Below are 24,371 nucleotides of genomic sequence, written 5' to 3' on the forward strand. Positions count from 1 at the left end.
TTATGCTTGCTGAATGTATGCAGCGATCCTATCGCCCATTTCAGAGGTGGTTAATGCAGGTTTATCACTGGCAAGATCCGCTGTGAGTTCACCGGCTTCCAGTGCTTGTGATACTGCTTGCTCAATAGTGCGTGCGGCTTTTTCTTCACCAAGACTGTAACGTAGCATCAGTGCCGCTGATAGGATCTGTGCCACAGGGTTAGCGATATTCTTGCCAGCAATATCAGGCGCAGAGCCGCCCGCAGGTTCGTACATGCCAAACTTATCTTGGTTAAGGCTGGCTGATGGCAACATACCCATAGAGCCTGTGATCATGGCACATTCATCTGAAATGATGTCGCCGAAGATGTTTGAACATAGCATCACATCAAACTGCGAAGGATCTTTAATCAGCTGCATCGTCGCATTATCAATATACATGTGGCTAAGGCAGACATCAGGGTAGTCTTTTGCCACTTCTTCGACCACTTCACGCCATAGAATTGAGCTTTGTAGTACGTTCGCTTTATCAATCGAGCACACTTTCTTGCTACGAAGACGTGCTGATTCAAAGGCAATCTTGGCAATACGTTCAATCTCATAACGGTAGTAAACTTCGGTATCGAACGCTTTTTCTTGATCGCCTTCACCTTCACGACCTTTTGGCTGACCAAAGTAGATACCGCCCGTTAGTTCACGTACTACCGCAATATCAAAGCCACGCTCAGAAATATCAGCACGCAGTGGTGAAAACTTCTCTAGACCACGGTGGATTTGGGCTGGGCGAAGATTACAAAAGAGTTGGAAGTGTTTACGTAGCGGCAGTAGAGCACCACGCTCTGGTTGATCGTTGGGCGCAAGATGTTCCCATTTAGGACCACCGACAGAGCCAAATAGCACTGCGTCAGCCTCTTCACACCCTTTTAGGGTTGCATCAGGTAGTGGGCAACCGTGGTTGTCGATAGCAATCCCGCCGACATCATACTCGGTACGAGCAAAGGTAAGATTAAATTTAGCTTCAACAGCATCTAGCACTTTATGTGCTTGCTGCATCACTTCAGGGCCAATCCCGTCACCGGGTAGAACTGCAATTTTGTAAGAACCTGCCATGGCTTGTTGCTCTCCGTAATTATGTAAACATTAAAATTCGTTATCTTGGTTTGCTATCAGCTCAATGAGCAGAGCGCTGTTTGATCTCTTCAATTTGATCGGCACGGTGAATACTATTAATAACGTGCAGTAGGGCTTGACCAGAGGCTTCAACAATATCAGTTGCGAGACCCGTACCGTGGTATTTTCTGCCTTTATAGTTAGCGATAATATCGGCCTGACCTAGGCCATCTTCGCCTTCACCTTTGGCGGTTAGATCAAACTTATCCAATACAATGTCGTAACCCGTTAAACGGTAAATACATTGGTATAGCGCATCAACCGGACCATTGCCGACAGCTGCTTCACACTTTTCTTCATCACCACATTGCAGCTTGATGCTGGTGGTTGCCATTACGCTACCTGATTGCACACTTAGGTAATTTAGTTTGAAGTAGTCATCTTCATCACGCAGGTTGGAAAAATGCATCAGTGCTTCAAGATCGTAATCAAACACCTGACCTTTACGATCTGCCAGTTTTAGGAAATCAGCGTACAACTTATCTAGGTTGTATTCGTTTTCGGTGTAACCCATGGCATCCATATGGCTTTTCACTGCGGCACGACCGGAACGGCTGGTTAGGTTGAGTGCTTGGTTTTTCAGACCAATAGACTCTGGTGTCATGATTTCATAGGTGTTCTTATTCTTTAGCATGCCATCTTGGTGAATACCTGATGAGTGACTAAAGGCATTAGCACCGACAATCGCTTTGTTGGCCTGAATAGGCATGTTACATAGTTGGCTGACCATTTTACTGGTGCGGTGAATTTCATCGTGCTTGATATTGGTCGTCACGCCAAGTAGCTCTTGACGGGTTTTGATGATCATGGCGATCTCTTCTAGCGAACAGTTACCTGCACGTTCACCTAAGCCGTTAATCGTCCCTTCCACTTGGCGAGCACCCGCTTGAACTGCTGCCATTGAGTTAGCAACAGACATCCCTAAATCATCATGACAGTGAACCGAGATGATGGCTTTATCGATATTCGGGACGCGGTTAAATAGCTGAGTGATGATGCCACCAAATTCACTTGGTAGGGTGTAGCCTACGGTATCTGGAATATTAATGGTGTTTGCGCCTGCATTGATCGCAGCTTCTACCATACGACACAGGTTATCAATAGGAGTGCGACCTGCATCTTCACAAGAAAACTCGACATCATCAGTGTAATTGCGAGCACGTTTAACTGCGGCAACACCCATCTCAATCACGTCATCATAGCTGCGACGCAGTTTGTCTTGGACGTGAACGGTCGAAGTAGAAATAAAAGTATGAATACGAAAAGCTTCTGCGACTTTTAAAGATTCTGCTGCCACATCAATATCTTTCGCAACGGCACGAGAAAGGGCACAAACACGACTATTTTTGATATTTTTGGCAATGGTCTGCACTGACTCAAAATCACCTGGTGATGAAACAGGGAAACCCGCCTCAATAACATCAACACCTAGACGTTCTAATGCGTATGCGATCTGTAGCTTTTCTTTTACGGTTAGGCTTGCTGATAGCGCCTGCTCACCGTCACGTAGCGTAGTATCGAAAATAATGACCTGATCTTTCATTGCTACTTCCTTTTAGTCTATTACCGTTACAGGTTAGTTCGCATTCACTTGCGCTAGTCCGATATATGAAAAAACCCGCGCAAGTGGCGCGGGTTCTAAATTCATCAGTGGCATTTCCCACCCATAAGCAACCCGCGCGATTAAGTCACGATAAGGAGGAGGCTTAGGAGTAACGAGAAATGCTTTTTCATCTTGTACACACTTATATAAAGTTAATTAACAAATGAATACCAAATAGACAGGTCAAAGGTCAACCAATAATTACGTTTATTTTACAAATATGCCATTAAAGTGTTGATTTTAAATTAAAGGAAAGTGTTGTTTCTCGATATGAGCACAAGGCATGCTGCTATCAATATTATTTTAAAGCATCTTCATTCATTACATTTAGCTAACATTTGCTTGCTTTTAAATAGATAAATGGATTGTCATTGAGTCTCCTTTGAAGCTTAACTTTGCTGTCATAACTCCTTTTTATGCTAGTGATAATTATAAAAAGGAGATTGATAGATGACGTTATTAAGCCCTATTCATCGTTTTGACTATGCCTTTTCAACGCTTTGTCTTTGTCATCGTTTTACCCCTTCTGTAGCCAAGATCAGCCGTATTGTCTCTCGTACTGGTGATGGCCACCTTTATGCTTTGATTGGCTTGATGGTGTGGTTGATTGATGATCAACAAGGTAGTGCATTTCTTCGCTATGGCTTATTGATGTTTTTACTTGAATTGCCCCTGTACTGGCTGTTGAAAAATAGCTTCAAACGCGATCGCCCAGTCAGTTTACCCACCTTTATTAAACCTTCCGATCGCTACAGCTTGCCGTCAGGTCATACCGCGGCTGCTTTTATGATGGCGGCGTTGATTTCAAGTTTTTTTCCTGCTTTTAGCCTATTGGCTTGGTGTTGGGCTGGCTGTATTGGACTATCTCGTGTGTTGCTGGGAGTGCATTACTTTAGCGACATTGTGGCAGGTGCGTTATTAGGCCTTGTTTGCTTTGAATTAGTCAGTGTTACCTTGTGAGGAATAAACAATGAAAATACTTTATGGGATCCAAGGTACTGGCAATGGTCATATTTCTCGCGCTCGTGAAATGGCACGGGCCTTTCAAGGCTTAGATTGCCAAGTTGATTATTATTTTTCAGGTCGAGCCGCCGATAAATTTTTTGATATGGCGTGCTTTGGAGATTTTCAGGTAGGTAAAGGGCTGACGTTTGTTACCGAGCAAGGCTGCGTGCAAAAGTGGAAAACGTGGCGTCATCTGAAGTTAGGTTATTTTCGTCAAGAAGTGAAAGCGCTCGATTTATCCGATTATGATTTGGTGCTTAATGATTTTGAGCCAGTAACAGCATGGGCAGCCAAGCAACAGCAAGTACCGAGTTTATCGCTTAGCCACCAAGCGGCATTTCTTCATCATGTACCTAAGGTTAACGACAGCTTATGTGATCGATTATTGACGCGTTATTTTGCTCCAACTCAGTATCAAATTGGACTACATTGGTATCATTTTAACTGTCCAATATTACCGCCGATTATTCCTTGTTTTGATAAGCCAAGCATCAATCAAGCATCGTTCATCTTAGTGTATTTGCCATTTGAGTCCTTAACTCAAATTACTGAATTACTTTCCCACTTTCAGTCGATCAATTTTGTCTGTTATCACCCCGATATTGAGATTGAATCTCAGTGGCAAAATGTACAGTTAAAACCACTTAGTCGTGATGGTTTTCATCATCACTTACATCAATGCAAAGGCGTGGTGGCAAACGGTGGGTTTGAACTGCCATCGGAGGCGATTTCACTGGGTAAAAAATTGTTGTTGAAACCACTACAAGGACAATTTGAACAGAGCAGTAATGTTGCTACTTTAGCAATGATGGGATTGGCTCATGTGACTCAGTCGTTAGATGTCACGACGATGCGAGTATGGCTAGATAGTGAAAGTGTAGGACGAGTCAAAATTCCTGATGTTGCAAGTGAAGTTGGTAAGTGGTTACTTAGTGGTGATTGGGATGATATAACAACGCTGCAAAATACACTTTGGTCGCAAGTTGAATTCCCTGAATTAGTTTGTGAAGTGATGTCAGAGCATTATCCAGAAAGCCAATATATCACCTCGAACCTTTCGTTAACTAAACCATTAATGAAGTGAATTAATGACCTTAGAGTACTGATTATTCTTGAATCGGTGGTGATGTTTTATATTAAAAAACGATCTAAATTTTTATTTATATCTTTTTTTATTTATTTTATGTATCAACTATCTGTTTGATTTTTAATGTTTTGTTTTCTGAATGTTTATCAATTCATACAATCTTCATGATCGCTTATTTTCTATTATTAGTCTCATCAATCGGTTTGGATAATACTTGCCTCATCCCGAGTTTAGGGGAGTAACACTAGAAGTTAGCGTTAGGCTTCTAAGTTACTGCTGGCATAACGGATATGCCTATAAATTAATAATTAGAGGCATAACATGACACGTAAGACATCTACAGTTTACCCAGCAGACAATTACTCAATGGAATCGACATTACGTAGTGTTGATCTTAACTTATTGACGGTTTTTGATGCCGTGATGCAAGAGCAAAATATCACTCGTGCTGCACATAATTTGGGTATGTCACAACCTGCTGTAAGTAATGCTGTTGCTCGCCTGAAAGTTATGTTCAATGATGAACTTTTTATTCGCCATGGCCGTGGTATTCAACCTACTCAACGAGCAAAACAATTGTTTGGTCCATTACGCCAAGCGTTGCAATTAGTGAAGAATGAATTGCCGTGCTCTATCTTTAGTCCTCAGACATCGAACCGCTCATTTAAGCTTGCTATTTGTAGCCCTTCAGACATGCGTTTTGCACCACAAATTCTGACAGAAATGAGCACTCAAGCGCCGAACTTGCGTGTACAACTTGAAGCAGAATTTGAAGCGGATTTAGCACAAAAATTGCGTTATCAGGAAATCGATTTTGTTATTGATTATGTACGCTTTGATGAGCAAGGTTTTTGTAGTACAGAATTGTTCAGCGATGAGCTAGTGGTTATCGCTTCAGATAAGCACCCGCGTTTAGGTGATACTATTTCAGAATCCGAGTTTAACCATGAAATGCATGCGGTACTTAAAAATGTACCAGAAGTAAAAAACTTTGCTGATCATATTTACAATCAAGCTGTGAATTATAACGAAGCATATCAAGGTGCAAGCCTGAGCAATATTATGTACGTTGTAGGTCAATCTGAGCTGATTGCTGTAGCACCTCGTTGGTTAGCGGAATCTGTGGCTGATAACCTACAATTAAAGGTATTAGAGCTACCATTTGCGAACAACAAGATCAGCGGTTACCTAAGTTGGCATGAATCAACACAAAAAGACAAAGGTAACATTTGGATGCGCGATCAATTAATGGCTATCTGTGGCGATCTAGCACAGTAATCTATAAGCATCATTGAAAGAGAGGTCAGCCTAGTTGCTGACCTTTTTTATTATATCCCTATGAACAGTAGTGGTAAGAGCAGTAAATACGAGAAGTGAAATGATAATATTATTAATATACTCAAGTCACTTCGGTATATAAGTGTAAGCGTGGGGTTTCGCTGTTCGTCCATGTTATTTATAGATTCTTACACTTTTATCAATTGCTCAAAAAGTCGTTTGATAGCCTTTATTCATAAGGCGTAGAGTGAAGTTCGGGCATCAGAATAGATATTTTTATGCGCGTTATGGTTGGCTTTTTATAGGCTGAATTGTAGACTGCATATCTCGAATCAGCTTACAAGTGTAAGCTAAAAAAACAGAGTACTTATGGCACAACACGATTTTCATATTGTTCACCGCATTCGTAGCCAAATTGCCCGTTTAGGCGAGAAGGCAGCATTACGTCATCAAGTTGATGGTGAATGGCAAGATATTAGTTGGAATTGTTTTGGTGAACAAATTCAGCAATTGGCGTTAGCGCTATTGCGTCAGGGTCTACAAGTTCAAGATAAAGTAGGTATTTTCTCAAATAATATGCCTCGTTGGACTGTGGCTGATTTTGCTACTTTATACAATCGTTGTATTACTGTTCCTATTTACCCAACAAGTACACCGCAACAAGCAGCTTATATTCTGCAAGATGCAAGCGTAAAAGTTTTATTTGTTGGCGAGCAGGCGCAAATGGATGCGGCTGTCGAAATTGCAGAACAATGCCCTCAGTTAGAGCGAATTGTTGCTTTATCTGATGATGTCGTTATTCCTAAGCACCCATTAGCTTGTCATTACAATGACTTTGTTAATCAAGCAAGCGTAGAGTATCAGCAAGAGCTAGATGCCCGTTTAGCTGAACAAGCAATGGATGATCTGATCACCCTTATTTACACCTCGGGTACAACTGGTACACCTAAAGGGGTAATGCTAGATTACGCGAATATTGCTTCACAAATCGAAGCGCACGATCAGCGTTTAGCTTTAGATGAAGGCGACACATCACTGTGTTTCTTACCGTTATCACACGTATTTGAGCGCGCATGGACGTTCTATGTGCTCCATCGTGGTGTGGTGAACTGTTATCTGTCAGATACAAACAAGTTAAAAGAAGCGTTAGTAACAGTAAAACCGCATTACATGTCAGCGGTACCACGCGTATTTGAAAAAATTTACTCTGGTATTCACGACAAAGTTTCTCGTGCACCATTACACCGTAAAATGATCTTCACATGGGCGGTTAATATGGGCGCTAAGATGTCGGTTGCACGCCAAGAATGTCGTGAGCCATCTTGGTTATTGAAGAAATCTTATGCATTAGCTGAGAAAGTGGTGTTATCAAAACTGCAGGCAGTGCTCGGTGGTAACATTAAATTCATGCCATGTGGTGGTGCAAAACTGGATGCAGGTATCGGTCGTTTCTTTCATGCCATCGGTATTAATGTGAAGCTGGGTTATGGCATGACTGAAACCACAGCAACCGTATCTTGTTGGGATGACAGCTGTTATAACCCTGATTCCATCGGTATGCCAATGCCAGGTGCTGAAGTGAAGATCGGTCAAGAAAACGAGATCTTAGTACGTGGTCCAATGGTGATGCGTGGTTACTACAACATGCCTGAAGAGACAGCGAAAAACTTCACTGAAGATGGTTTTTTGAAAACGGGTGATGCAGGCTTTATTGATGAGCAAGGTAATTTGTTTATCACTGATCGTATCAAAGAGTTGATGAAGACTTCTGGTGGTAAATACATCGCACCACAAGTGATTGAAGGGGCTATCGGTAAAGATCACTTCATCGAACAAATTGCTGTTATTGCGGATACCCGTAAGTTTGTATCAGCGCTTATCGTTCCGTGTTTTGAGACCCTTGAAGAGCACGCTCGTGAATTGAATATCAAATATAAAGACCGTTTAGAGCTGATCAAACATAGCCAAATTGTTGAGTTGATTGAAAAGCGTGTGGTAGAGCTACAAAAAGACTTAGCCCGTTTCGAGCAAGTGAAGAAATTTACCTTGTTACCAAAATCGTTCTCGATGGATCATGGTGAATTAACCCCAACGCAAAAACTGCGTCGTAAAGTGATCCAAGATCGTTACCATCAAGAAATTGAACGAATGTATGAAGAAAGCCATAAAAAGGCCTCTCATAAAGACGATTAATGTTTTACTTTTAATAAATTAAGGAGCCTCTTGGGGCTCCTTTTTTATTATCACTAGTGACATGTTTGGTATCGGCTTAATAATCTAGTTATTGATATGGCAACCAAAGAGGTTGTTTGTAGAAATACTTATGAATAAGTCATTTGTTAGATTTTAACCGTAAACTCTATTTAGCTACTGGATCTAAATGCTGCAAAGGCGTTAAAGTTGTTACAGGTAACTGCGTTTTGTTATGACTTAGCGCAGCATACATAGCATGACAAGATCATGTGTTTATTAGGCTAAAAATAAGCCCTAACTATGTTTCATCGACCTGGAGACAAAATATGGAGATGTTGTCCGGCGCTGATATGATCGTACGTTCTATGATCGATCAAGGCGTTAAGCATATATTCGGCTACCCTGGTGGCTCAGTTCTTGATATCTACGATGCCCTTCATGAGAAAAGCGATATTGAACACGTCCTTGTTCGCCATGAACAAGCCGCTGTGCATATGGCTGATGGTTACGCGCGTGCAACGGGTGAAGTTGGTGTTGTGCTTGTCACATCAGGCCCTGGCGCAACCAATGCTATTACAGGTATCGCAACGGCCTATATGGATTCTATCCCAATGGTGGTGCTATCCGGTCAGGTAATGAGTAGCTTGATTGGTAATGATGCTTTTCAAGAATGTGATATGGTCGGGATCTCACGTCCGGTGGTGAAACACAGCTTTTTAGTGACCAAGCCTGAAGACATTCCAGCGATCATTAAAAAAGCATTCTACATTGCGTCAACAGGGCGTCCTGGTCCTGTTGTGGTCGATATTCCAAAAGATATGCTAAACCCTGCAGAAGCGTATCCTTATCAATATCCAGAGTCGATTGCCCTTCGCTCTTATAATCCCACTACGCAAGGCCATAAAGGCCAAATTAAACGCGGCGTAAAAGCATTGCTGTCTGCGAAAAAGCCCGTCTTATATGTTGGTGGTGGCGCGATCATGTCATCGTGTAGCGAGCAGTTGATAGAGCTTGCTGAATCATTAAATATTCCAGTAGTTAATACTTTAATGGGGCTTGGTGCGTTTCCCGGTACTCATAAGCAATGTCTAGGCATGTTAGGTATGCACGGGACTTATGAAGCCAATATGGCGATGCACAATGCTGATCTGATCTTTGGGGTAGGTGTGCGTTTTGATGATCGTACGACCAATAACTTAGAGAAGTATTGCCCTGATGCGACCATCATGCATATTGATATTGATCCATCATCAATATCAAAAACGGTTTCTGCTGATATTCCTATTGTTGGCTCTGCTGATACTGTTTTAAATCAAATGCTAAAACAATTAAAAGAGCACGAAGTGAAAAATGATCAAGCTGCTATAGAGCAATGGTGGCAAGAGATCACAACATGGCGTGATCGCCAATGTTTAAACTACGAGACGAGTAACGAGCGTATTAAGCCACAACAAGTGATTGAAGCGCTGCACCGTTTAACTGATGGTGATGCGTATGTTGCCTCAGATGTAGGTCAGCACCAAATGTTTGCTGCTCTCTATTATCCGTTTGATAAGCCTCGCCGTTGGATCAATTCAGGTGGTCTTGGCACCATGGGCTTTGGTCTTCCAGCTGCGATGGGGGTGAAGTTTGCCCTGCCTGATGCAGAAGTGGTGTGTGTCACGGGGGATGGCAGTATTCAGATGAATATTCAAGAGCTATCGACCGCACTGCAATATGATATCCCAGTTAAAATTATTAACTTAAACAACCGTTTCTTAGGCATGGTTAAGCAGTGGCAAGACATGATCTACCAAGGTCGACATTCTCACTCTTACATGGACTCAGTACCTGATTTTGCTGCTATAGCTGAAGCCTATGGCCATGTTGGTGTACGTATCTCAGATCCGAATAAATTAGAAAGTGAATTAGAAAAAGCGTTAGCACTGAAAGATAAATTAGTCTTCATCGATATCAGCGTCGATGAAACGGAGCATGTGTACCCAATGTTGATCCGTGGTGGTGCAATGAATGAGATGTGGCTAAGTAAAACGGAGAGAACATAATGCGTAGAATCATTTCAGTATTACTTGAAAACCAACCGGGCGCATTGTCTCGTGTGGTTGGTCTGTTTTCTCAGCGTGGCTACAACATTGAATCGTTAACCGTTGCACCAACTGATGATCCAACGCTTTCTCGTTTAAACATTACGACAAATGTTAAAAATGAATCGGCTTATGAGCAGATTGAAAAACAACTGCATAAGCTGATCGATATTTTAAAAGTGAGTAATGTTACTGAGTCGGAACATGTAGAGCGTGAACTGATGTTAGTGAAAGTGAAAGCCAGTGGTTTTGCTCGCGCAGAAGTTAAACGCACTGCAGATATTTTCCGTGGACAGATCATTGATGTGACCAGTCAGCTATACACCATTCAACTTGCAGGTACTGGCGATAAACTTGATGCTTTTCTGGAAGCTGTTGGTGAGGCAACTGAAATTATTGAAGTTGCTAGAAGTGGTGTCGTGGGTATGGCCCGTGGAGAGCGTGCATTAAGAGCATAATCATAGCCGATTAATATTGAGCCGATTGTTGATAGCAGCAATCGGCTCTTTTGTTTGTAATGGTTTAATAAACATAGACTAAGATTAATTGAGGAGCAGAAGGCAGGGAAGCGCTGTACCACAGAGGTAAGCGATGCTGCAGCAATTTTTGGTCCGATTAACCACAGCTACTCTGGTTATTTTGGGGTTTAAAGTGAGTGCTATCTACTTTTTATTGGTAGTTTTACTACTCAATACCCATCATAAAGAGATTTTTGGCTGGTAAGATCTAAAAAGCTCGCTAAGTGGTTAGCGAGCTTTTTATTATTTTAAACTAAGCGTATTAAAGATAGTTTTTAATATCTTCTACCGCACGTTCAAAGTGGGTGTGCATGATCTTTTGTGCGAGCTCAAGATCACGTGCTAGCACTGCTTTCATCAATGCTTCATGTTCACCTTCATCAGTGTAACGATCTTCGACTTGTCGGGTTTTGCTGACCCAAATATGGCGATATCGCTTAATCTGATCATAGATATCATGGTAGATATCTAGCATCACAGGAGAATGCTCACTGGTAAGAATTGCGGTATGGAAATCGCAATGACGTTGTTCCCATTCAGATAAATCTGTTTCATCTGACGTAGGATCAAGACGGCTTAGTTTATGGTAAGCAGTTAGGATATTAAGCTCCCATGCTTCATCACCATGGGTAATTGCACGCGTTAATAGCTCACGTGAAATAATTTTATTAGCACTGAAAAGATCCTGTAGCTCTTCAATAGAGACAGGAGCTACCCAGCAGCCTTTTTGTGGTGCAAATTTAATGTACTTCTTCCATGATAATTGCACCAATGCTTCACGGATTGGCGATGCACCAACGTTGTAGCGTTCTTTTAGATCAGCTACAACCAGTTTTTGTCCAGGAGTGAGTTTACCGAGCAAGATGTCCTGTCGAATTACTTCCATAACCTGATTTGTTAAAGTCGGGCTAGACACGTGAGTCCTCATTATTGTTATTATTATCCCGTTATTATTATTATTGGGATTTTGCTTTGCTGTATATCGAACTTTACAGTTCGGCTAAAATTAATTATACCTTGCTTTGTTTATTGCTTAAACATTTTAGATGGTATTTGGTCATTTATAGAAGGGATATCAAACTAGTGATGGCTTAATGAGCGATATAACCTCATGAGTTGTAGGTTATACCTCTTATCTTATAGAGATGTTCTTGAGTAATATATGTAGGATATGAGCTTAATTGATGATAATAAAAAAGGAGCCACATGGGCTCCTTTTTAGCATTTGTAAGTACGAATTATAGTACGTGTACAGATGCAGTGTTAGTTGTACCTGAAGCAACAAGTGCACCAGAAACCATAACAACGATGTCGCCTTTAGCGCCAAGACCAGTCTCAAGTGCTAGCTCTTTACCACGTAGGTAGAATGCGTCAGTACTTTCGATTGAATCAACAACAACAGGAGTAACACCTTTAGATAGACATAGTTGAGCTGCTGTCTTAGTGTTTGTTGTTACTGCAAGGATGCGTGCAGTTGGGAAGTATTTACGTACAGAACGTGCAGACTTACCAGCTTCAGTAGCAACGATGATCAGTGGAGCATTTAGCTTCTCAGCTGTGTCTACTGCGCCTTTACATACCGCTTCAGTGATACGTAGACGTGGGCTGTCTAGACGAGAGCCTAGCTCAGGCTTAAGAACGTCATCTGTACGAGCACAGATTTGAGCCATGATAGTTACAGCTTCGATTGGGTATTTACCCTTCGCTGATTCACCAGAAAGCATAACTGCGTCAGTACCATCCATGATTGCGTTAGCAACGTCGCCCGCTTCTGCGCGAGTTGGACGTGGGTTCTTGATCATAGAGTCAAGCATTTGAGTTGCAGTGATTACAACTTTACGTGCACGGTTACATTTCTCGATCATCATCTTCTGAGCGAAGATAACTTCTTCTACTGGGATCTCAACACCAAGGTCACCACGAGCAACCATGATACCGTCAGAAGCTTCAAGGATAGCGTCGAAGTTATCAACACCTTCTTGGTTCTCAATCTTAGAGATGATTTGGATGTTTTCGCCACCGTTAGCTGCTAGAAGAGCACGGATCTCTTGTACGTCTTCTGCTTTACGGATGAAAGAAGCAGCAACGAAATCAACGCCTTGCTCACAACCAAACTTAAGGTCTGCTTTGTCTTTTTCAGCAAGTGCTGGAAGTTTTACAGAAACGCCTGGTAGGTTAACACCTTTGTTTTCACCAAGGTCACCGTTGTTAAGAACTTTACACTTAACCTCAGTATCAGTTGTTTCAAGCACTTCCATTTCGATTAGACCGTCGTCTACTAGGATAGTGTTACCTTTAGTTAGATCTTTAGCGAAACCAGGGTAAGTTACAGCAACGCGGTTTTGGTTACCAACAACTGAAGTGTCAGTTGTGAAAGTGAACTCTTGACCAGCTACTAGAGAGAAGTCTTGACCGCCTTCTAGTTTGATTGTACGGATTTCAGGGCCTTTAGTATCTAACAGGATTGCTAGTTCTTTGCCTGTATTAGCCATTACTTCGCGAAGGTTACGGATACGTTGACCGTGCTCTTCGAAGTCACCGTGTGAGAAGTTTAGACGCATTACGTTCATACCAGCGTTAGCTAGTTTAGTAAGCATTTCTACAGATTCAGTTTTAGGTCCAATCGTACATACGATCTTGGTCTTTTTCATTGAGGGTTCTCTCCAGACGAACTTTTACCCAAGGGGAAATTATCACCATAGAACGATTATCATCATGTTAGTTTCTGTATTGCTACATCCTTTAATGAGATAACTGTTGATATGATGGTTGTAATAAAAAACTCGATAAACATTACTTTATAAAAACGTTGGCGCTTTGATAAAGTGGTGGTATTGAATTTTTTATCGTTACTCATCGTTGGTTAGAGCTTGGTATTTCGTTAGCCAGTAATATGAAACTGTTTAATCAAATCCGTGATTAATAAGCGCAACATTATAGCAGAACTCTTTTTATTTGCACTTAGAGTTAAGAGGCTAAATGGTCTCATTGCTATGTGACGCAACGATGATGATTATGCTGAAAAATAAAAATAAAGTATTGTCATTTATCAAGAGTTGAAGGGTTATTCAATATTGTTTTAAGAAGACAATATTTTCTTTTGTATTCAACTGACTATCGAGTAACTGATGAAATCTCAATGATGGCTTTTGTGAAGTGAATCGAAAGTGCGATTATTAGAAAAGCAAAAGGCCGAAATGGGTAACCATTTCGGCCTTTCTGTATTTGGTGGCCCCTCCCAGACTTGAACTGGGGACCAAGCGATTATGAGTCGCCTGCTCTAACCACTGAGCTAAGGGGCCAATATGGGGCAAATTATAGGGGATGGTTCTGCCCTTGTCTAGCGATTAAGGTTTGGATTTTGTTTGCTTTTTCAACAGTTAGAAGAATTAAAGTAAGCTAAAACTGAACATTGTATAGCGGTATTTCGACTTGACTTGTTATATACCGAGTTTGAGATATAAAAAAAGCGAGCTCAGTGCTCGCTTTTTTATGTCGTGCTAGATTACTCGTCTAGGAAACTACGTAGTACGTCTGAACGACTTGGGTGGCGTAGCTTACGTAGCGCTTTTGCTTCGATCTGACGAATACGTTCACGCGTTACGTCAAACTGCTTACCAACTTCTTCTAACGTGTGGTCAGTATTCATATCAATACCAAAACGCATACGTAGAACTTTGGCTTCACGCGGTGTTAAGCCAGCAAGGACATCGTTCGTTGCTGCACGTAGATTCGTAGCTGTTGCCGCATCCATTGGTAATTGAAGTGTTGTATCTTCAATGAAGTCACCTAGATGTGAATCTTCATCATCACCAATTGGTGTTTCCATTGAGATCGGCTCTTTAGCAATCTTCAATACTTTACGGATCTTGTCTTCCGGCATTTGCATGCGTTCAGCCAATTCTTCCGGTAACGGCTCACGACCCATTTCTTGTAGCATTTGACGAGAAATACGGTTCAGCTTGTTGATCGTTTCAATCATGTGAACAGGGATACGGATCGTACGTGCCTGATCGGCGATTGAACGCGTGATTGCCTGACGGATCCACCATGTTGCATAAGTTGAGAACTTGTAACCACGACGGTATTCAAACTTATCAACGGCTTTCATCAAACCAATGTTACCTTCTTGGATTAGATCCAAGAATTGCAGACCACGGTTGGTGTATTTTTTAGCGATAGAAATAACCAGACGTAAGTTTGCTTCAACCATCTCTTTCTTCGCACGGCGCGCTTTCGCTTCACCGATAGACATGCGACGGCTGATGTCTTTAATACGCTCGATTGAAAGACCCGTTTCTTCTTCTAGCATGCGCAGTTTAATGGCTGAACGACGAAGATCTTCTTCGTACGTTTTTAAACGCTCAGCGTATGGCTTGCCAGAATTTAGTGCTTCATCAATCCAATCTTGGTTCGCTTCGTTACCTGCAAATAGTGTAACGAAGGTCTTTTTAGGCATCTTACTGTTGTCTACACACATGCGCATGATAAGACGCTCGTTAGTGCGTACTTTATCCATTGCATCACGTAGTGAGCCAACAAGGCGATCAAACTGTTTAGGGATCAGACGGAACTGCTTGAATACTTCAGAGAGTTCTTCCACCGCAAGTTCAGTTTGCTTGTTTTGACGACCATTGGTCTCAATTGCTAGCGCCATCTTGTCGTAAGCTTGGCGTAGCTCGATGAACTTTTCACGCGCAAGTTCTGGATCGATGCTACCGTCATCGTCATCGCTGCTTTCTGCGTCTTCGTCATCGTCATCTTCAAGATCTTTATCTTCATCTTCAAGATCGGTTTCGCTTAGCTCTGAACCAATGTGTGTTGCAGTTGGTGCTGCTGTTGCTTCTTCGTTTGGATCAACAAAGCCTGAAATGATGTCAGTAATACGAAGCTCATCGGCTTCTACTTTGTCAAATTGCTCAAGCAGGTGAGCGATCGCAGAAGGGTATTCAGCGACTGAACATTGAACTTGGTTGATACCATCTTCAATGCGTTTTGCGATATCAATTTCGCCTTCGCGAGTAAGTAGTTCAACCGTACCCATTTCACGCATGTACATACGTACAGGGTCTGTCGTGCGGCCGATCTCGCTTTCTACGCTTGATAATGCTTGCGCCGCAGCTTCAATGGCGTCTTCGTCGGCATTATCTTCAGTCATCATGAGTTCATCGGCATCAGGTGCTGTTTCAACTACCTTGATACCCATGTCATTAATCATTTGAATAATGTCTTCAACCTGATCAGAATCTACAATGTCTTCTGGTAGGTGGTCATTTACTTCGGCGTAGGTCAGATAGCCTTGTTCCTTGCCTTTAGCAACAAGTAACTTTAGCTGTGACTGCGGATTTTGCTCCATAGACGGTATCCAACTTCGGGTCTGAGTGATAATTTAGTATGCAGAGTTGCAAACCAGTCATTATAACAAATTTCTTAATTGTTGACTACTTATTAAACAGGACGATTCAGTATTAGTAACTGTAATTCCTGTTTTTCTTCGACTGATAAGCCGACAGTTCTTGATTTAGTCTGCAACTGTTCAATTTGTTGTTCAACGCATTGATCAATAATTTTGTCCATTGCGTCTAAAAATACATCTAAGCTGTTGTCTTCATCTTTCGACAACGGTAGCTCCCACGCAGCAAGCTTTGCCATCATGGCTTCATTTTTGGTGCCGCGCCAGTGCTCTAAAAGCTGTCCAGTGCTGATATTGGGGTTATTTCGGCATTTATCAACTATCGATAGCAATAAATTTAAGCCTGATAATTCAATATTATCAAATGCACTCATATCAAATTCGAGTTGAGTGACAAAGTTAGGATGCTGGATCAGCAGGGCAATGACTTCACGCATAGGCGTACGTTTAATTTGTACTTGGCCTACAGGCTTAGATTCTTTGCCATGCATTGATATTAGTTGTTGTAGCTGTGCTTCGTCAGGTAAGCCTAAATTTTTGCCAAGCAGTTCACGTAAGTATAGCCTTAGCGTACCGCCCGGGACTTTATCTATCAGAGGTACGGCTAGCGTACTGAGTTTTGCCTTGCCTTCACGACTAGTAGTGTCAACTTGTAGCATTAGGCTATTAAACAGAAATTCTGATAACGGCATTGCTTGGTTTACGCGCAGCTCAAAAGCGTCTTTGCCTTCTGCGCGAATACAAGAATCAGGATCTTCGCCATCAGGCAGAAACATAAACTTAAGTTGACGGCCATCGGTTAAGTACGGCAATGCTTGTTCCATCGCGCGCCATGCCGCATCTCGGCCGGCTCTATCGCCGTCATAGCAGCATACAACGGTGCTGGTTTGGCGAAATAGGCTTTGAATATGATCGCCTGTCGTGGATGTCCCTAGCGAGGCGACGGCATAATCAACACCAAACTGCGCAAGCGCCACTACATCCATATAGCCTTCAACCACCATGATTTTTTCTGGTTCACGGTGAGTTTGTAGGACTTCATATAAGCCGTAAAGCTCACGACCTTTATGGAAAATGTCAGTTTCAGGTGAGTTGAGATATTTTGGGGTGCCATCACCGATGACACGTCCACCAAAACCGATCACTCGACCTCGACGATCATGAATTGGAAACATCACTCGACCACGGAAGCGATCGTAACGACGACCATTGTCGTTTTCGATCAGCATGCCTGTGTTCACAAGTGCTTTTTGCGATTCATTATCTCTACCGAATCGGCTACGTACCATGTCCCATTGATCGGGAATAAAGCCAATCGAGAACTTCTTAACAATCTCGCCAGATAAACCACGCCCTTTTAGGTAATCGACCGCAATCTCTCCTTCTTTAGTACGGAGTTGTGACTGATAGAACTGTGATACTTGGCCCATCAATTCATAGTAGTTGCGTTTATCGGCCGCTTTGGGGCCACGATGTGTATTATTACCATCGTTTTCACGTGGGACTTCTAAGCCTAGTTGCGAAGCAAGTTCTTCAATAGCATCAACAAAATCAAGGCGATCAAACTCCATCACAAAATCAAGAACGTTGCCATGCACACCACAACCAAAGCAGTGATAAAACTGTTTTTCTTGGCTAACTGAAAATGACGGTGTTTTTTCATTATGGAAAGGGCAGCAAGCACCGAAGTTCTTACCTTGTTTTTTGAGTTTCACTCGCGCATCAATGACATCGACAATGTCATGTCGAGAAATGAGATCATCAATAAATGAGCGAGGGATTTTTCCTGCCATAAGAAAGCAAATAACCTGATAGTAAAATGATGAAGATAAGTTTTAGAAGGGATGTTGCGATCTGAGATGGTCAGATACAAACAAGCCGCGCATCCCCAAAAGGATAGCACGGCTTGTCGCTGAATAGGAGAGTGATTAACCTAGTTTAGTTTTCACTAACTTGCTAACAATCCCCATATCGGCACGACCCTGAATTTGCGGTTTCAGTACGCCCATAACTTTGCCCATGTCTTGCATGCTAGCAGCGCCAGTCGCAGCAATAGCTTCATCCATTAACGCAGAAATTTCTTCTTCAGTTAATGCTTGAGGCATAAACTCGGCTAGAACACTGATTTCAGCGTGCTCAACATCAGCTAAGTCTTGACGGCCTGCAGCTTCGTATTGAGCTACAGAGTCACGACGTTGCTTTACCATTTTAGTCAATACAGCCAACACGTCGTCGTCGTTAAGAGTGATCTTTTCGTCAACTTCACGTTGTTTAATTGCTGAAAGTGCTAAACGGATAGCGCCAAGACGAGGTTTATCCTTCGCCTTCATCGCCGCTTTTTGTTCGTCTTTAAGACGTTCAATTAGAGTCATTACGCGATCCTTCTGTTTTTAATCGTAAGATTAGTACAGACGAACGCGACGCGCGTTTTCGCGAGCCAATTTCTTCAGGTGACGCTTAACTGCCGCTGCTTTAGCGCGCTTACGTACAGTAGTTGGCTTTTCGAAGTGCTCACGACGACGAACTTCAGAAAGGATACCTGCTTTTTCGCAAGAGCGCTTGAAACGACGTAGTGCTACGTCAAACGGTTCGTTTTCACGTACTTTGATTACTGGCATGTAATACTCACCTCAGAGTGATTCGGTTTAAAGCTGACGTCAAAGTGTCAGCTGATTAAAAATGGTGCGAAATTCTAATCTGATCTAGGGGCATTTGTAAAGCATTCTGCGTCTATGAACTGGTTAATTTCTGTCAACAACGGTAACATGCCCCTTAATTAGTACTTCCTAACCCTATTTGAGTGATCGGTTGTTATTGAAACCATACCGATTTTTCATTTGATCCCCCTAATAGTATAGAGGTTGTTATGCGTATACTGGGCATCGAGACTTCCTGTGATGAGACAGGCGTAGCTATTTTCGATGATGAAAAAGGTCTCTTGGCACATGAACTTTACAGCCAAGTAAAGTTACATGCTGATTACGGTGGTGTGGTGCCTGAGTTGGCATCTCGTGACCACGTGAAGAAAACAATCCCATTGATCAAAGCTGCACTAGCATCGGCTGGTATGACGCATGAAGATCTTGATGGTGTGGCTTACACCGCAGGTCCTGGTCTTGTTGGTGCATTATTAGTGGGTGCAACCATTGGTCGTAGCCTTGCTTATGCGTGGGATTTACCTGCTGTTGCGGTTCACCATATGGAAGGTCACTTGCTCGCACCAATGCTTGAAGATAACGCGCCTGAGTTTCCATTTGTCGCTCTGTTAGTTTCTGGCGGTCATACTATGATGGTGGAAGTGAAAGGGATCGGTGAGTATCAAATCCTTGGCGAATCAATTGATGATGCGGCAGGTGAAGCCTTTGATAAAACAGCGAAAATGATGGGCTTAGATTATCCCGGTGGTCCACTGTTGTCTAAAATGGCAGATAAAGGTACGCCAGGCCGTTTTAAGTTCCCACGTCCAATGACAGATCGCCCAGGTCTTGATTTCAGTTTCTCTGGTTTGAAAACATTTGCAGCGAATACTATTCGTGACAACGATGATGATGAGCAAACCCGTGCTGATATCGCTTTTGCATTCCAAGAAGCGGTGGTTGATACACTTGCGATTAAATGTAAGCGTGCGCTAAAGCAAACTGGTTTGAAGCGATTGGTTATTGCTGGCGGTGTAAGTGCGAACAAGTACTTGCGTCAAGAGCTTGAAAGCATGATGAAAAACCTAAAGGGTGAAGTGTTCTACCCTCGTACAGAATTTTGTACAGACAACGGTGCGATGATCGCTTATGCGGGTATGCAGCGTTTGAAAAATAAAGAAACGATGGATTTAGGTGTGAAAGCTTATCCTCGTTGGCCTATCGATCAGCTAAAACCGATTGCAGAATAAGTGTTGTCGTAAGACTGATAGCAAAAAGCGAGGTGATCACCTCGCTTTTTTATTATCTTAAGAATTTGAATTTTTCTTAGCGAATTTGTCCCAAATCTTAGTTTCTTCGCCATCGAGTAAACGACGAATATTTTCGTGATGCCGGAAAATAATCAAACAAGAGAGCATAGAAACAGGCATGGTGTATTCTGGTTTGACTAACCATGTCAGCATCGGGGCTAATAGTGCGGCGATCAAAGACGCTGCAGAAGAATAACCCGTGATTGCCAGTGCAACTATCCATGTACCAATCAACATGCCACTTAAATCCCAGCCAATGGGAGCAAGTGCGCCTAACGCGGTTGCTACGCCTTTCCCGCCCTGGAAGTGAAAAAACAGTGGGTAGATGTGGCCTAAACAGGCTGCAATACCAATGATCCCAAGTAAGAATGGATTTATCCCTAAAAAGTAGCTGATCCAAACAGGCAGCATGCCTTTTAAAATATCAGCAACTAATACCATGGCAGCTGCACTTTTTCCTCCTAATCGAAGGACGTTTGTCGCACCAGGGTTACCAGAGCCACTTTTTCTAGGATCGGGAAGGCGATATAGCCGTGAAATGAGTACGGCACTAGAAATAGAGCCTAGTAAGTAGGCGGCAATGATCATCAGTAGCGCTAATGGCGTCATTCACTATTCCGATTATCTAGGGGCAGTGCCAGTACAACATGAATTGAAATGTTAACTGGATCTTATCTGAGTCAATATTACGGGTTAGAAATTTTGACTCGTTCATGGCTGTGGTATAGTCCCAGCCTAAGTTAACATTGGTAATGTTGCATACTTATTTGCAATATACATGTTAACGAATACTACCTGATAATACGCGTTTTTGCTGATATTGGGTATCCGACCTCTAACAAAATTAGCGATTTAGCATGGATACGGTATTTATCGAACAATTAGAAGTCATTGCCACTATTGGGGTATATGACTGGGAGCAGGAAATTAAGCAAAAACTTGTGCTTGATTTGGAAATGGCACATGACAATCGTCCTGCCGCTAATAACGATGATGTGATGTTGGCGTTGGACTATTCAACGGTCAGTACCGCAGTCACAAACCTGATTGAACAAGGGCGTTTTTTATTGGTTGAGCGTGTTGCTGAAGAAGTGGCGAGCTTGATCATGACAGATTTCAATGTGCCATGGGTGAAAGTGCGAGTAACAAAACCTGGTGCTGTTGTGAATGCTCGTGGTGTGGGTGTGCAAATTGAGCGAGGTAGTAAGTGATCACAGCGTATATCAGTATTGGAACGAATATTGAGCGTGAATATCACTTAAAAGCAGGTTTAGATGCGGTAAAAAAACTGGCAAATCAGTGGCGAATGTCACGGGTGTTTGAAGCGAAGCCTGTCGGATTTAGTGGCGATAACTTTTTTAATGCGGTCATTGAGATCCAAACCTTGTTGCCTCTTACTGCATTGCAAGCTCATCTAAAAGAGATTGAACGTCAGCTAGGTCGCCCAGAGCATGCTGTAAAGAATCAAAGTCGTACTATCGATCTTGATTTGCTCTTATACGGTGATGTAGTAAGTACTGAATTGCCTGTACTACCACGCTCAGATATTTACCGTTTTGCTTTTGTGTTATGGCCGTTAAGTGAGTTGAGCCCCGAACTTGTGATCCCTAAAGAGACACAAACGTTAGCTCAACTTTGGCACAATTTTTCTCAACAGCAGGAGTTATGGCCTGTTGAGTTTGTCATTTAACTATCATAGTTAATTGGTACTAACTATGATGTTTTGTGTTGTAAATTAAGGACAATTAATGAGTCATTTTGAAGCATTTATGTTGGCACTTATTCAAGGGTTAACAGAATTCCTCCCTGTATCGAGCTCTGCTCACCTTATTCTACCTTCTGAAATCTTAGGCTGGCCGGATCAAGGTTTAGCGTTTGATGTGGCTGTTCACGTCGGCACTTTAATGGCGGTTATTCTTTATTTCCGCAAAGAAGTTGTGGCGTTACTCGGTGCATGGCTAAACTCCATTTTTAAGCGTGAACACAGCGCTGAATCGAAATTAGCATGGATGATCGTTATCGCAACGATCCCTGCCTGTATTTTCGGTTTAGTGATGAAAGATTTCATCGAAATGTATTTGCGCTCAGCCTGGGTGATTGCATGTACCACGATTATCTTTGGCTTGTTGTTATGGTGGGTAGATAAACGTGCCAAGCAAACTGATGATGAGTACAAAGCTAATTGGAAAAGTGCGTTATTTCTTGGTTTAGCGCAGGCTGCGGCGATCATTCCGGGGACGTCACGCTCAGGTGCAACCATGACGGCAGCGCTTTATCTTGGTTTTACTCGTGAAGCAGCAGCGCGTTTCTCATTTTTAATGTCGATCCCAATTATTCTGCTTGCTGGTGGTTACCTTGGTTTAAAATTGGTGACAGGCACAGATCCAATCGATTTCGGTAATCTAAGCATTGGTATTGCTGTTTCGTTTATCAGTGCTTATGCGTGTATTCATGTGTTCTTAAAGCTAGTAACACGTTTGGGTATGACACCATTTGTTATCTACCGTTTGATCTTAGGTATCGGATTATTCTTATTCCTGATGTCTAAGTAATTAGCATGTGCGATTGAAGATTTGAAAAAGCCGACATGAGATGTCGGCTTTTTTGTGTTTTTTCTCTGAGGCTAATACTTAGTTGCTTTGGCGTGTCGCTTTTAAATGTAGAGCAACGGCCTCTATACGTTTGGTAGCTAATTGCTCTCTGATCTCTGCGCCTTTAAACCCTACTGCAACAATTGCTTTTACATCCACTTGTTGGGCGATAGTAAATACAGCTTGGAAGATATCAGCTTGTTGGTATGGTGTTTGCTCAAAGTGAGTACGTCCACGAGCATCAGCACGACAACACGTTGCAAGTTGTGCCACTCTTTCTGGTTTACGCCATGCATCGATTTGATCAAAAATTTTAATAAAAGTGTCTGCACGCATTTCTTCGGCATGGTGGATCTTGGTGTGCTGCTCACATACTAATAGCGCCAGATCGCGATATTCATTAGGTACACGTAAGCGTTGGCAAAGTGCCTTAATTGGCTTGATACCATCGCGACAATGCATCTTATGATGTGGCAAATCGTCTTTCGGTGATAGTGCTTTGCCAAGATCGTGTACTTGTGCGGCAAATCGGATAGTTTTATCTGTGCTGAGCTCAGCGGCTTTTTTCGCAACCAGTAAGGTATGAATGCCACAGTCGATTTCTGGGTGCCATTTTTCGGGTTGTGGGACACCAAAAAGCGCGTCAATTTCAGGCATTACAATCGCGAGTGCGCCACACTGACGAAGAACAGTCAGGAACATTTGTGGATCATCACTTGATAATGATTTTTCCCACTCTTTCCAGACACGCTCTGGAGTTAAGCTTGTCAACTCACCACTAACGACCATTTCTTGCATAAGTGCCATAGTTTCGGGAGCAACAGTAAAGCCAAGATGGGCAAAACGTGCAGCAAAGCGAGCAACGCGTAATACACGAAGGGGATCTTCTGTAAAAGCGGGAGAAACATGGCGTAGCACTTTGTTCGTGATATCTTGCTGACCATGGTAAGGATCGATCAGATCGCCATTAGACGCTTGTGCAATTGCATTAATGGTAAGATCGCGACGCAGTAAATCTTGCTCAAGCGTCACATCGGGAGCGGAATAACAGACAAAACCAGTATAACCGTGACCTGATTTTCGTTCAGTACGGGCCAATGCATGCTCTTGTTTGGTTTTTGGGTGTAAAAACACAGGGAAATCACTGCCGATTTGCTCAAAGCCAGCAGCGAGCATCGCTTCAGGCGTTGTACCGACTACAACCCAGTCTTTATCTGTTACCGCAAGGCCTAATAAGGTGTCACGAACGGCACCACCAACAAGATATGTTTGCAATGAAGGCTCCTTTATCACTCACTCTACAGAGATGAATCTCTATCGCTTTTGTTTAAAACTGACCATAATACCTCGATCAATGTGACCTTGGTCGATGTGCTACAGCAAGGCAGTATACAATATTCGCAAGAATACCGATGATAATAAATCTTGCTATATTGATGCGTCTTTAAGAACTAATACGCATTTACGTTATTTTAACCACTCATTTAGGCACCAGAGTATTTTC

General features: G+C 42.5%; 20 protein-coding genes and 1 tRNA gene. 10 read left to right on the forward strand and 11 right to left on the reverse strand.

Translation table 11 applies throughout. The annotated features are described in order from the left end of the window. Together leuB and leuA are read right to left on the reverse strand one after the other, a co-directional pair. Window positions 1–1,089 carry a 3-isopropylmalate dehydrogenase gene (leuB, locus tag E5A76_RS00210; RefSeq protein ID WP_161117764.1) on the reverse strand — a complete coding sequence of 363 codons (1,089 nt, stop codon included), beginning with the start codon at window positions 1,087–1,089 and terminating at the stop codon, window positions 1–3. Between the two features lie 61 nt (window positions 1,090–1,150). Next, window positions 1,151–2,692, reverse strand: coding sequence for a 2-isopropylmalate synthase (gene leuA, locus E5A76_RS00215; protein WP_023932259.1), 1,542 nt, complete (start codon window positions 2,690–2,692; stop codon window positions 1,151–1,153). Window positions 2,693–3,202: 510 nt separating this feature from the next. Between leuA and E5A76_RS00220 the strand changes: the two genes are divergently transcribed. The 6 genes from E5A76_RS00220 (at window position 3,203) to ilvN (ending at window position 10,857) form a co-directional block, all read left to right on the forward strand. Then, window positions 3,203–3,712, forward strand: a complete 510-nt coding sequence (locus E5A76_RS00220) for a phosphatase PAP2 family protein (protein WP_161117765.1) — start codon at window positions 3,203–3,205, stop codon at window positions 3,710–3,712. A 10-nt stretch (window positions 3,713–3,722) separates the two neighbouring features. Further along, complete coding sequence (locus E5A76_RS00225) at window positions 3,723–4,841, forward strand: MJ1255/VC2487 family glycosyltransferase (RefSeq protein WP_161117766.1); 1,119 nt, start codon at window positions 3,723–3,725, stop codon at window positions 4,839–4,841. A gap of 324 nt (window positions 4,842–5,165) precedes the next feature. Continuing rightward, the gene (gene leuO / locus E5A76_RS00230; protein ID WP_161117767.1) at window positions 5,166–6,122 is read left to right on the forward strand and encodes a transcriptional regulator LeuO; all 957 of its coding nucleotides are present in this window, start codon (window positions 5,166–5,168) and stop codon (window positions 6,120–6,122) included. Between the two features lie 369 nt (window positions 6,123–6,491). Continuing rightward, on the forward strand, window positions 6,492–8,315 hold the full coding sequence (locus E5A76_RS00235) for an AMP-dependent synthetase/ligase (RefSeq protein WP_053987226.1): 1,824 nt from the start codon (window positions 6,492–6,494) through the stop codon (window positions 8,313–8,315). 326 nt (window positions 8,316–8,641) lie between these two features. Further along, window positions 8,642–10,360 carry an acetolactate synthase 3 large subunit gene (locus E5A76_RS00240; protein ID WP_161117768.1) on the forward strand — a complete coding sequence of 573 codons (1,719 nt, stop codon included), beginning with the start codon at window positions 8,642–8,644 and terminating at the stop codon, window positions 10,358–10,360. After that, window positions 10,360–10,857, forward strand: a complete 498-nt coding sequence (gene ilvN / locus E5A76_RS00245) for an acetolactate synthase small subunit (protein ID WP_008989809.1) — start codon at window positions 10,360–10,362, stop codon at window positions 10,855–10,857. The genes E5A76_RS00240 and ilvN overlap by 1 nt, the downstream gene beginning before the upstream one ends. 322 nt (window positions 10,858–11,179) lie before the next feature. Here ilvN and E5A76_RS00250 read toward each other — a convergent pair whose 3' ends face one another. From E5A76_RS00250 to rpsU, 7 genes are all read right to left on the reverse strand, one after another. Continuing rightward, on the reverse strand, window positions 11,180–11,803 hold the full coding sequence (locus tag E5A76_RS00250) for an FCD domain-containing protein (protein ID WP_161117778.1): 624 nt from the start codon (window positions 11,801–11,803) through the stop codon (window positions 11,180–11,182). A gap of 352 nt (window positions 11,804–12,155) precedes the next feature. Beyond that, window positions 12,156–13,568 (reverse strand): pyruvate kinase PykF, encoded by a 1,413-nt coding sequence (pykF, locus tag E5A76_RS00255; protein ID WP_053987224.1) that lies wholly within the window; start codon window positions 13,566–13,568, stop codon window positions 12,156–12,158. Between the two features lie 575 nt (window positions 13,569–14,143). Beyond that, window positions 14,144–14,219: transfer RNA gene (locus tag E5A76_RS00260), tRNA-Ile, on the reverse strand. Window positions 14,220–14,422: 203 nt separating this feature from the next. Continuing rightward, complete coding sequence (gene rpoD / locus E5A76_RS00265; protein WP_161117769.1) at window positions 14,423–16,273, reverse strand: RNA polymerase sigma factor RpoD; 1,851 nt, start codon at window positions 16,271–16,273, stop codon at window positions 14,423–14,425. Between the two features lie 92 nt (window positions 16,274–16,365). Beyond that, window positions 16,366–18,123 (reverse strand): DNA primase, encoded by a 1,758-nt coding sequence (gene dnaG / locus E5A76_RS00270; protein ID WP_053987222.1) that lies wholly within the window; start codon window positions 18,121–18,123, stop codon window positions 16,366–16,368. Between the two features lie 135 nt (window positions 18,124–18,258). Further along, window positions 18,259–18,702 (reverse strand): GatB/YqeY domain-containing protein, encoded by a 444-nt coding sequence (locus E5A76_RS00275; protein ID WP_053987221.1) that lies wholly within the window; start codon window positions 18,700–18,702, stop codon window positions 18,259–18,261. Between the two features lie 30 nt (window positions 18,703–18,732). After that, window positions 18,733–18,948 carry a 30S ribosomal protein S21 gene (rpsU, locus tag E5A76_RS00280; RefSeq protein WP_005301411.1) on the reverse strand — a complete coding sequence of 72 codons (216 nt, stop codon included), beginning with the start codon at window positions 18,946–18,948 and terminating at the stop codon, window positions 18,733–18,735. A 248-nt stretch (window positions 18,949–19,196) separates the two neighbouring features. Here rpsU and tsaD point away from each other — a divergent pair, with 248 nt between their 5' ends. Next, window positions 19,197–20,216, forward strand: a complete 1,020-nt coding sequence (gene tsaD, locus E5A76_RS00285) for a tRNA (adenosine(37)-N6)-threonylcarbamoyltransferase complex transferase subunit TsaD (RefSeq protein ID WP_008989802.1) — start codon at window positions 19,197–19,199, stop codon at window positions 20,214–20,216. 57 nt (window positions 20,217–20,273) lie between these two features. On the opposite strand, the gene plsY is transcribed toward tsaD, so the two are convergent. Next, entirely contained in the window at window positions 20,274–20,885 is a 612-nt protein-coding gene (plsY, locus tag E5A76_RS00290; RefSeq protein ID WP_053987219.1) for a glycerol-3-phosphate 1-O-acyltransferase PlsY, read from the reverse strand. 248 nt (window positions 20,886–21,133) lie between these two features. Here plsY and folB point away from each other — a divergent pair, with 248 nt between their 5' ends. From folB to E5A76_RS00305, 3 genes are read left to right on the forward strand one after another with little or no spacing between them, the layout of a single operon-like run. Further along, window positions 21,134–21,487 (forward strand): dihydroneopterin aldolase, encoded by a 354-nt coding sequence (gene folB / locus E5A76_RS00295; protein WP_008989800.1) that lies wholly within the window; start codon window positions 21,134–21,136, stop codon window positions 21,485–21,487. Next, window positions 21,484–21,966 (forward strand): 2-amino-4-hydroxy-6-hydroxymethyldihydropteridine diphosphokinase, encoded by a 483-nt coding sequence (gene folK / locus E5A76_RS00300; protein WP_161117770.1) that lies wholly within the window; start codon window positions 21,484–21,486, stop codon window positions 21,964–21,966. Before folB ends, folK begins: the two co-directional genes overlap by 4 nt. Window positions 21,967–22,024: 58 nt before the next feature. Then, on the forward strand, window positions 22,025–22,828 hold the full coding sequence (locus E5A76_RS00305; protein WP_161117771.1) for an undecaprenyl-diphosphate phosphatase: 804 nt from the start codon (window positions 22,025–22,027) through the stop codon (window positions 22,826–22,828). 78 nt (window positions 22,829–22,906) lie between these two features. Here E5A76_RS00305 and E5A76_RS00310 read toward each other — a convergent pair whose 3' ends face one another. Beyond that, a complete protein-coding gene (locus E5A76_RS00310) occupies window positions 22,907–24,142 on the reverse strand; it encodes a multifunctional CCA addition/repair protein (RefSeq protein ID WP_161117772.1) in 1,236 nt (411 codons plus the stop codon). Window positions 24,143–24,371: the final 229 nt, after the last annotated feature.

It is taken from the genome of Photobacterium lucens, assembly GCF_009873615.1.
Taxonomy (GTDB): Bacteria; Pseudomonadota; Gammaproteobacteria; order Enterobacterales; family Vibrionaceae; genus Photobacterium; species Photobacterium lucens.

Excerpts from the sequence above, each read along its gene's own strand:
- rpsU (WP_005301411.1), bottom strand. The coding sequence starts at position 18,948 with ATGCCAGTAATCAAAGTACGTGAAAACGAACCGTTTGACGTAGCACTA.
- E5A76_RS00220 (WP_161117765.1), top strand. The coding sequence starts at position 3,203 with ATGACGTTATTAAGCCCTATTCATCGTTTTGACTATGCCTTTTCAACG.
- E5A76_RS00275 (WP_053987221.1), bottom strand. The coding sequence starts at position 18,702 with ATGACTCTAATTGAACGTCTTAAAGACGAACAAAAAGCGGCGATGAAG.
- leuO (WP_161117767.1), top strand. The coding sequence starts at position 5,166 with ATGACACGTAAGACATCTACAGTTTACCCAGCAGACAATTACTCAATG.
- ilvN (WP_008989809.1), top strand. The coding sequence starts at position 10,360 with ATGCGTAGAATCATTTCAGTATTACTTGAAAACCAACCGGGCGCATTG.
- tsaD (WP_008989802.1), top strand. The coding sequence starts at position 19,197 with ATGCGTATACTGGGCATCGAGACTTCCTGTGATGAGACAGGCGTAGCT.
- E5A76_RS00240 (WP_161117768.1), top strand. The coding sequence starts at position 8,642 with ATGGAGATGTTGTCCGGCGCTGATATGATCGTACGTTCTATGATCGAT.
- dnaG (WP_053987222.1), bottom strand. The coding sequence starts at position 18,123 with ATGGCAGGAAAAATCCCTCGCTCATTTATTGATGATCTCATTTCTCGA.
- E5A76_RS00225 (WP_161117766.1), top strand. The coding sequence starts at position 3,723 with ATGAAAATACTTTATGGGATCCAAGGTACTGGCAATGGTCATATTTCT.
- rpoD (WP_161117769.1), bottom strand. The coding sequence starts at position 16,273 with ATGGAGCAAAATCCGCAGTCACAGCTAAAGTTACTTGTTGCTAAAGGC.
- E5A76_RS00250 (WP_161117778.1), bottom strand. The coding sequence starts at position 11,803 with ATGGAAGTAATTCGACAGGACATCTTGCTCGGTAAACTCACTCCTGGA.
- E5A76_RS00305 (WP_161117771.1), top strand. The coding sequence starts at position 22,025 with ATGAGTCATTTTGAAGCATTTATGTTGGCACTTATTCAAGGGTTAACA.
- plsY (WP_053987219.1), bottom strand. The coding sequence starts at position 20,885 with ATGACGCCATTAGCGCTACTGATGATCATTGCCGCCTACTTACTAGGC.
- folB (WP_008989800.1), top strand. The coding sequence starts at position 21,134 with ATGGATACGGTATTTATCGAACAATTAGAAGTCATTGCCACTATTGGG.
- leuB (WP_161117764.1), bottom strand. The coding sequence starts at position 1,089 with ATGGCAGGTTCTTACAAAATTGCAGTTCTACCCGGTGACGGGATTGGC.
- pykF (WP_053987224.1), bottom strand. The coding sequence starts at position 13,568 with ATGAAAAAGACCAAGATCGTATGTACGATTGGACCTAAAACTGAATCT.
- E5A76_RS00235 (WP_053987226.1), top strand. The coding sequence starts at position 6,492 with ATGGCACAACACGATTTTCATATTGTTCACCGCATTCGTAGCCAAATT.
- leuA (WP_023932259.1), bottom strand. The coding sequence starts at position 2,692 with ATGAAAGATCAGGTCATTATTTTCGATACTACGCTACGTGACGGTGAG.